At 37.0% G+C, this 8,065-nt stretch carries 10 protein-coding genes; 5 read left to right on the top strand and 5 right to left on the bottom strand.

From position 1 onward, the window contains the following. The first annotated feature begins 372 nt into the window (after positions 1–372). Both AC00Y6_RS15175 and AC00Y6_RS15180 read left to right on the top strand, forming a co-directional pair. Positions 373–948, top strand: a complete 576-nt coding sequence (locus AC00Y6_RS15175) for a Crp/Fnr family transcriptional regulator (protein ID WP_474491460.1) — start codon at positions 373–375, stop codon at positions 946–948. A 64-nt stretch (positions 949–1,012) separates the two neighbouring features. Continuing rightward, positions 1,013–2,023 (top strand): NAD-dependent epimerase/dehydratase family protein, encoded by a 1,011-nt coding sequence (locus AC00Y6_RS15180; RefSeq protein WP_474491461.1) that lies wholly within the window; start codon positions 1,013–1,015, stop codon positions 2,021–2,023. A gap of 185 nt (positions 2,024–2,208) precedes the next feature. On the opposite strand, the gene AC00Y6_RS15185 is transcribed toward AC00Y6_RS15180, so the two are convergent. From AC00Y6_RS15185 to AC00Y6_RS15200, 4 genes are all read right to left on the bottom strand, one after another. Beyond that, a complete protein-coding gene (locus AC00Y6_RS15185) occupies positions 2,209–2,754 on the bottom strand; it encodes a hypothetical protein (protein ID WP_474491462.1) in 546 nt (181 codons plus the stop codon). A gap of 121 nt (positions 2,755–2,875) precedes the next feature. Continuing rightward, entirely contained in the window at positions 2,876–4,174 is a 1,299-nt protein-coding gene (mobB, locus tag AC00Y6_RS15190) for a conjugal transfer protein MobB (RefSeq protein ID WP_474491463.1), read from the bottom strand. 8 nt (positions 4,175–4,182) lie between these two features. Next, positions 4,183–4,617 (bottom strand): conjugal transfer protein MobA, encoded by a 435-nt coding sequence (gene mobA, locus AC00Y6_RS15195; RefSeq protein ID WP_474491464.1) that lies wholly within the window; start codon positions 4,615–4,617, stop codon positions 4,183–4,185. A 12-nt stretch (positions 4,618–4,629) separates the two neighbouring features. Then, complete coding sequence (locus tag AC00Y6_RS15200; RefSeq protein ID WP_474491465.1) at positions 4,630–4,824, bottom strand: hypothetical protein; 195 nt, start codon at positions 4,822–4,824, stop codon at positions 4,630–4,632. Positions 4,825–5,332: 508 nt separating this feature from the next. Between AC00Y6_RS15200 and AC00Y6_RS15205 the strand changes: the two genes are divergently transcribed. From AC00Y6_RS15205 to AC00Y6_RS15215, 3 genes are read left to right on the top strand one after another with little or no spacing between them, the layout of a single operon-like run. Continuing rightward, positions 5,333–6,100, top strand: a complete 768-nt coding sequence (locus AC00Y6_RS15205; RefSeq protein ID WP_474491466.1) for a ParA family protein — start codon at positions 5,333–5,335, stop codon at positions 6,098–6,100. 3 nt (positions 6,101–6,103) lie between these two features. Continuing rightward, positions 6,104–6,541, top strand: a complete 438-nt coding sequence (locus tag AC00Y6_RS15210; protein WP_474491467.1) for a DUF3408 domain-containing protein — start codon at positions 6,104–6,106, stop codon at positions 6,539–6,541. Between the two features lie 11 nt (positions 6,542–6,552). Further along, positions 6,553–7,182, top strand: a complete 630-nt coding sequence (locus AC00Y6_RS15215; protein ID WP_474491468.1) for a conjugal transfer protein TraD — start codon at positions 6,553–6,555, stop codon at positions 7,180–7,182. 36 nt (positions 7,183–7,218) lie between these two features. Here the strand turns inward: AC00Y6_RS15215 and AC00Y6_RS15220 are convergent, their stop codons facing one another. Continuing rightward, positions 7,219–7,689, bottom strand: coding sequence for a hypothetical protein (locus AC00Y6_RS15220; RefSeq protein ID WP_474491469.1), 471 nt, complete (start codon positions 7,687–7,689; stop codon positions 7,219–7,221). Between the last annotated feature and the right edge of the window lie 376 nt (positions 7,690–8,065).

The following is an 8,065-nucleotide window of genomic DNA, read 5'->3' on the forward strand; positions in this document are numbered from 1 at the left end:
AAAGGCTTATTGTTGCTAATATTACAGGATTAGGTGATTAAACGGATAATCAGTAAAGAAATAAATATATTTTTAATATGCAATATATACTTCAATTAATTTAATAATAATGAATTAAAATTTAATTTACAATTAATAAATCTTTGATTAAAGAGTATTTGTATGAGAAATAATTTGTGTTTATGATTTATTTTTTCATCTTAATTGACAAAATTCAGTTCCTCATAATCTTTGTCTTGTGCTTCGGGAAGCAGACCGCCCAATACTTCAATCAAACCGTCTTAGTGTTTTTGAAGAGTTGTAGTCAAGAAAGTACAGATTAGTTCGGATACAAAGACGGTTGTGTAGAAGTATATTTTTTACCTTTGCAATATGCACAATCAGCTTATCCAACTTATTACACAGAGCATTGCACTTTCTGATAGGGAAAGTGATTTGTGCATACGCTATTTTGAACCTGTGTTGTATCCTAAGAACAGGATATTGGAAGAGGAAGGAAAAATTCCTGAATACCTGTATTTTGTTGTATCAGGTTTCGTTCGGCTCTTTCATTACAATGATAAGGGTGACGAGGTGACCACACACATCAATTGCCCTCCGGGCTTTATTACCTCTTATACAAATTTTATCAATCAGAGCAAATCTGATGAAAATCTGGAATGCATTACCGAATGTGAGCTTCTGCGTATCACAAAGACTAACCTTGATTTGCTAACCCAACAAAGCCCTGGTTTTAAAGATTTCAGCGTTTGGGTATTTCAGCAATCTTTATCCTACAATGAAAAACGTTCTAAAGAATTGGCAACGCTTAGTGCAGAACAGCGTTATTTGAAACTGATGGATGAGCATTCGGAAATCCTCCATAATGTCCCAATGCAGTATATTGCATCTTTCCTCGGGATGAATCCTAAAAGTCTGAGCCGTATCCGTAAACAGATCATTAGGTAACATTTGTGAAGTGGTTTTAAATGAGCAAGGCTGAACTTTGCCCTATCATTTAAAATTAATGGATATGGAAAATAAGCATTTAGTATTGGTGTCAGGTGCAAACGGGCATTTGGGGAATAACCTTGTAAGGTTACTAATTAAAAAAGGGTTTCAGGTTAGGGCTTCAGTACGAAGTATTAAAAATAAAAACTGCTTCAAAGATTTGGACTGTGAAGTTGTTCAGGCAGATATTACAGACAAGGCTTCATTCGTAAGAGCTTTACAAGGAGTAGAAACATTTTATGCTGTAGGTGCCGCTTTCAAATTGTGGGCAAAAGATCCCAGAAAGGAAATCTACGATGTAAATATGGACGGAACCCGCAACACCATAGAAGCTGCCGCAGAGGCTGGTGTGAAAAGAATAGTGTATGTGAGTTCCATTGCTGCCTTAGATTATACCCATCTACCAACCAAAGAAAGCAACGGTTATAATCCCGACCGCAGGGATATGTATTACAATTCCAAAAACGATGGCGAAAAGCTGGCTTTTCAACTCGCGAAAGAATTGGGAATTGAACTGGTATCCGTGATGCCGGGAGCAATGATTGGTAGCGAAGCATTCTTACCTTTGAATGTATCTTATGGGGTGCTAAAACTGATTCTGAACAAGCAAATTCCAATGGATACCAAGATAACGCTCAATTGGGTGGATGTAAAAGATGTAGCAGAAGGCTGTTACCTTGCCGCAAAGAAGGGACGTTCCGGTGAACGTTATATTCTTGCCAATGAAAAATGTATGACCATTACAGATACGACCAAACTGGCACAAAAACTTTATCCCGAGCTGAAACTCAAAGTGCCGGGGACTGTTCCCAAATTCGTCCTATACGCAATCGCTGGATTTATGGAATTCTCAGCAAAGCTAACTGGAAAACCGCCTGTATTGACGACAAAGGAAATTGCAATGTTCTCCGGATTACAGCAGGATTTTGACATTTCCAAATCAAGAAAAGAATTAGGCTTTAGTCCGAAAAACCCGGAACAAGCAGTTAAGGAAGCACTGGCTTATCTGATGGAGAATAAGAGCTTGCTATAAACAATTATCGTTTTTTATGAAGTGTCCTAATCAGCATCACTGAGAGGACACTTTTAATTCTGAACTCTCTGGCTTTTCTTTTCCATCTTGTTGGCGAAATGATGCTGCTCCCAATCTTCTATCGGACTCTCAATCATAAATATAAACACTTTTCAGAGAGCGGTGTTTGGCATAATGGATATAATTTAGAGGGACGCTTTCAATCCCAATGCATAGCTCCAATACAAAAATTTTGGAGCCGAAGGTGTTTTAAACTGGTAAATACCATAAATGTAGAATGAAGAAAATAGAAATGCTCCCCAGCTAAACACAAGACACCATATATCCTGACGTTTTGTAATGTGAAACATACCGGCAACTACAGCTTTAACAATAAATGCTGGAAAGATACAGCACAATAATATACAAATAGTCCATGGCAATATCCATAACATATTGTTCTTTGCCCGCAATCCAATGATAATCCCCTTCAGGAAATAAACAATGCAAAGTATAAGATAAGTAAAGATAAAAGACAAGCCCCAGATTTTGAATTGGTCAGTTTCCTCTACCAAAATTTTTTGAGACAGCAGATATCCGGCATAAATAAATATACCAAAGACAGCAGCAATCTTTAAAAACAGCACCAAAAAGCCCATAAGCATAGACATTACTCCCATGGAAGCCCGTACTTCTTCGTCCTTTCGAGCTAAGTATTCTTCTTCGGTTTCATTAGGGTCACTCCAATTCATGCTTTTTTCCTCTGATTTATTGCTTTTTTATCTTTGATAAAGATACTGAATTTATTTTTCTCTTTCCAAGGAAATAAATCCACAAAGTATTTTAACTGTTTGGTGTTAGGATTATTTAAGATTACCGATTCTGCCCACCTCTTTTTCGTTTTCTTTTCTTTCTCATCTTATTGGCAAAAGCTTGTGCTTCGTAATCTTCGCCTAGTGTTTCTGGCATAAGTAAACCTCCCAATGCTTCAATCAGACCGTCTTCGTGTTTGGTCGTGTTTACAAAGTCAAATAATTTATGTGGTTTTTCATCAGGTAAATCTTCCCTATTGTTAGATTGTGATACTTTAGTTTGCGGTTGCATAATCTCTTTTATCTCTGGTTTGATGTTATTGTTCCAGTAATCATTAAAAGTGTTGGCAGAAAGTTCCTTACTTAAACGAGAGCCATTCCAAACTGTTTTGGAATTGTGGTCAATAAAGGTCATTCCATAAATACGCCCTGTATCATTCCTACGTACTACTACATTAATGCCCTGTTCCCCTAATTGCTTTTTAAAACTCAATTCATCGCTTGTGGATTGCAGGGCAATAGTAACGGCTGACTGTAAAGTCCTTTGGGTTGGATGGTTTTTTAGATCGGTTTTGCATTTTGCAAAATGCAATTCCAAAGCCGGAAGCCCTGCATCTTTACCAAGTAAAGAAGCCTTGAACGGATGTCCGGCTCTTTCGCTTTTATCATTCAATGGAATATATAGTAAACCCTGCTGAGGTTTTCCTTTTAATTCGCCTTCTACTTTTTCGGTAGTGATATTAAATAGTGAAAGCAAAGCATTGTACTCTCCCAAAGTTTGAAATTTATAATAATTAGGCAAGTGACGAACCACTGAAGCTATCTGGCTTTTTATATCGCCTGCTTTATAATCGACCGGACGGAAAATCTTGTCATTCTGATTACGCTCTTTCTCCGTTGCGGGTATCAACCCGTGCTGTTTTTCCAGTTCCCTACACAGCTTCATTGACCGCATTTTCTCGAATTTATCCGAAATCTTTACCCCGTTTTCATCCACACAGACCGATACGATATGAATGTGTGTCCGGTCAATATCCGTATGTTTAAATACTACAAAAGGTTGATTACCGTAGCCCATTTCTCGCATATACTGTTCTGCCATTTCCCGAAATTTATCATCATTTACCTTATCATTCGGGTCAGGATTTAATGAAATATGTAGCGTATGCTTTTCCGTCTGGCGGTTAGCGATGAGATAAGTAGCAAAAGATTGGGCCAGTTGTGCGACGGAATATTGCCCGTTTGCGGTTTCAATGATCTTATTGGCAAGCAAAATCTGTCCGTTTTCCTTCTCAACTTTAAGATTATTGTATGCCAACGCACCGTATAAATTTGCACTTCTCCCAATCTTTGCTATCATTATTACCTTTACTTTTTCAGGTTTTTTACTTCAAATTCATCAATCAATTCAATGATTTTCCGGCATAACATCGCCATTTCAGTCGTTTGTTTTTCCAGTTTGAATAGATAGGCAGATGCCTTTTTCTCCGAAAAATTCTTGTACAAAAGCTTTACAATCTGGTTGTAGTTCACCCCAACATTGCGGAACTGAGTATGGAAAGATGTCAACCGCATATAAAAATCAACTGTTCCCTTGTCAATCTGAATGGTCTTTACCGTTTTGTCAAAGATGCAGGACTTGATAAAGTGTGCCTTTACCTGCATATCCGATTGGTCAAATAAGCCCATAAAACGGGCGTTTTCTTCCTCGTTTAAGGAAAGAGAATACCGGAATATTGCCGGATCTGTCTTAAGTGGACGACCTATGGTCTTTTTTACTGGTCTTTTGCTGTTCTCGTTCATAATTATCCATTTTTAATCTACACAAAACCTCGACTTCGGAGAGTGTTTTTCAGCCCCCGGCAGGGCAAGTTGTTCTGCATCGGAAAATACTTTTGAGATGCTGAGAACACAACTTGCCGTGTTCTGTTGAACACAATAATCCGCCCTGCGGGACGGATTAAAAATAGCAGGGAAAAACGGCTCGGTGCCGTTACTGATTTCTTCCATTTTGTCAAAAGATGTTTGCATAAGTCTGTTAGTAAAATTCATTTTACAAAATAAAGCCCTCTTTAAGAGAATATTGCTATAACGTATTTGGACAAATACTGCCTTTGAAAGCCAAACAATGCCACATTGAAAAAAGCAGATAAATACCTGCTTTTCTTTGTATATACAAACAAGCATAACGACATAGTTAGCTACGCAGGTAACAACATAAGTACGTAATCTACTATGCAGAAATGTATAGGTGTATGGACTTGAAGAAGTACCTGTTCAAATACCTGATTATGTAGTGATGTATCGACAAAGGCAAGTAGATATATCAATAGGTGAACTTGTGCAAACTCACTTATCTAAATAGCGATGTAGATGGATATTCAGGTACATAAATAATTTGGGGCAGAGGAAATTAAGTACCTACTAAACTAATTGCAGATAAACATACACAGATAGCTACCTGTAGATGCACAGCAATAAGTAGATGACTATATAAGTAATTAAAAACAGTTAAAATATGAATGCAAATCACAAAACAGTATTTGTCGCCTTTTCTTCCCAAAAAGGCGGTGTAGGCAAAAGCACTTTTACAACACTTGTTGCCAGTACGATGCATTATCGGTTGGGCTATAATATAGCCGTATTCGATGCAGATTTTCCACAACACAGTCTGATGAAAATGAAAGACCGTGATCTGAAAATGGTAATGGATAATGAGGCTTTGAAAAAGATGGCGTATAAACAATTTACTACCATTAACAAAAAAGCCTATCCCATTATGCAGCATAGATCGGATGATGTATTGGAAGCTGCCCACGAATTTGTAAACGCTTCTGTAGTTCCGGTTGATGTGGTGTTCTTTGATCTGCCCGGAACTGTGAATACACCTGGTATTCTGAAAGCATTGGCAGGAATGCACCACATTTTTACACCTATTACAGCTGACCGTGTGGTGATGGAAAGTACACTTGTTTTCTCTCAGCTATTACAGAATATAATTATGAAACAAGGAGAAACTTCCATAGAAAGCATTAACCTGTTCTGGAATCAAGTGGATGGCAGGGAAAGCACACCATTATACAATCTATATAATAACCTTATTGACGAATTGGGATTGAGCCTGATGCAAAGCCGAATTAAGAACAGCACTCGTTTTCGTAAAGAAAGTGAAGTGAACAGTAAAAACATTTTTCGCTCGACTTTAATGCCCCCTGACGAAAGGCTGATGAAAGCCTGCCGGCTGGATCTTTTCATCAACGAATTTTTAAAAATCATCAAATTATAACCTATGGAAAAAGAGAACAAAAGAAAAGCGACACCCAATATCGACGAAGAATTGATGATGAACCTGATGGTCGATGGTGTAAAAAAAGAGGGACTGAAACTTCCGCCTGAACCGCCTGTCAAAACAGAAGAAAAGGAAAAGGAAAAAATAGAAGAACCGACAAGGGAAAAACCTATCGTCAGAGAGAGGAACAGAACTAAACGGACTAATGAAGCCGATTATGAAAACACATTTTTAAAAAAGTCGGAGACCAATGCCCGTGATGGAAAAACGGTCTATATCCGACCTGAGTTTCACGAAAAGCTGACACGTATTATACAGGTGATTGGCGAAGACAAGATCAGTATTTACGCTTATTTAGATAATCTGTTGGATTACCATTTTCAAGAATTTGCCGAACAGATCACTAAGAGTTATAACGATAAATATAAACCCATTTAATGATAATAATTATGGAAATTGTAATAGTAATATGCCTATTTATGGTCATCATTCTTTTAGTGAGTGAGAAAATCGTCATTAAAAAGATTACCTATAAAAAAGAAGAACCTGCTTCTTTTGAAGTGGATTTGCCCGAAATTATGGGTAAACCAAAGCCCGTAAAAAGCCATTCGCAGCCAAATACTGCCAATGAACGCCAAATACAACAACCTGAAGTTAATCCCGATAATTTAGACATCGAATACGACGAGAACGAAGAAGTCAATATTCAAATTCCGCAGGAAGAACTGGATGATGTTTTTAGTAATACACCTGATTGGGAGGAAGAAGAATGGAGCAGGTACGGATTTTCCAGCAATGATAACGGTTTTGCTCAAGGGGTTACCTTTGAAGAACTAAGCTCCGTGGGGATGTTGCTCCAAAAAGAAAATTTGGAAACAGCCCAAAAGGAAACAGCGGTAGATATAGTTCAAAGATTACAGGGAACCGAATTATTCAGCTTGTTAGAAAGTTCAATGGAAGGTGCTTCCAGAAAAATTGCCGAGCTTTTGGATAGTACGCTCTCATCTGAAACGGACCACAGTTCTTCCACTTTGCGGAAAAATGATTTGGGAGATTTTGATATTGGGGAGTTTGTGTGAGGTGGACTTCCTTTTCCAAGTTTAACTATTTAACATTTAATCTGGAATACCATATTCGTAAAATTCATCAGGCAAAGGTCTTTCTTTAAACTTAAGCTTATTAGCCCAATACAACTTATCAAAATCACCTTGTTCATATGGGGAAATAGTTAACATGGCATTATTTGCTTCGGAATATTGTTTAAATTTTTGTGGGCTTTGGAGAAAGGTGGCACAGACATCTAATTCATCTATTGCATATATTCTACCGTGCATTTCTCGTCTCAATTTAAGAAAATTGAGGAATTGATTAATTGGTTTTTTTACATTCTGCTTTAGAGCAAGAAGGAATATTTCAAGGTCGTCAATATAAACCGACCAAGGATAGTCGATGTCTTCATCCTTATCGAGCATTAAATTCAAATCCGTCTGCAAACTACCGAATCGTTCGAGAGTAACTACAATAGAAAAAACACTATGAATTTTTTTAGGACTTACCGTAGATAATATTTTACCCTTCTCATCCATTATTTCAAATGGGGTATCACCAAAGAAGTAATCTTCTACTCTTAAACATTGTTTAAAACCATATTGAATTGAGTCTTTAAAATCATCTTTTAATCTTGTTATAGCTTTATCTACATTCCTAAATGGCTCTCTTAATTTTGAAGCTTTGGTCTCTATAATAATGGCAGAACCTTTGTGAATTATTAAAAGGTCTTGTTCAAAATTTTTCTGTACATAATAATTCTCGTAAAAGAATGAATCTTTTGTTGGGAAAAAGTATTCGAATAACTCAACTACTTTTCTTTCAAGGCTTTTTTCCCTATGCTTTTTTATTCTATCATTACTCGTAGTGCATTATTAAATTAATTCAATTTTAAGTCTATTCATTTTTCTATTG

Source organism: Epilithonimonas sp. (assembly GCF_056329745.1).

Bases quoted from the DNA above. Each gene is read 5' to 3' on its own strand.
- AC00Y6_RS15175 (WP_474491460.1), top strand. From the start codon at position 373: ATGCACAATCAGCTTATCCAACTTATTACACAGAGCATTGCACTTTCT.
- AC00Y6_RS15180 (WP_474491461.1), top strand. From the start codon at position 1,013: ATGGAAAATAAGCATTTAGTATTGGTGTCAGGTGCAAACGGGCATTTG.
- AC00Y6_RS15185 (WP_474491462.1), bottom strand. From the start codon at position 2,754: ATGAATTGGAGTGACCCTAATGAAACCGAAGAAGAATACTTAGCTCGA.
- mobB (WP_474491463.1), bottom strand. From the start codon at position 4,174: ATGATAGCAAAGATTGGGAGAAGTGCAAATTTATACGGTGCGTTGGCA.
- mobA (WP_474491464.1), bottom strand. From the start codon at position 4,617: ATGAACGAGAACAGCAAAAGACCAGTAAAAAAGACCATAGGTCGTCCA.
- AC00Y6_RS15200 (WP_474491465.1), bottom strand. From the start codon at position 4,824: ATGGAAGAAATCAGTAACGGCACCGAGCCGTTTTTCCCTGCTATTTTT.
- AC00Y6_RS15205 (WP_474491466.1), top strand. From the start codon at position 5,333: ATGAATGCAAATCACAAAACAGTATTTGTCGCCTTTTCTTCCCAAAAA.
- AC00Y6_RS15210 (WP_474491467.1), top strand. From the start codon at position 6,104: ATGGAAAAAGAGAACAAAAGAAAAGCGACACCCAATATCGACGAAGAA.
- AC00Y6_RS15215 (WP_474491468.1), top strand. From the start codon at position 6,553: ATGGAAATTGTAATAGTAATATGCCTATTTATGGTCATCATTCTTTTA.
- AC00Y6_RS15220 (WP_474491469.1), bottom strand. From the start codon at position 7,689: ATGGATGAGAAGGGTAAAATATTATCTACGGTAAGTCCTAAAAAAATT.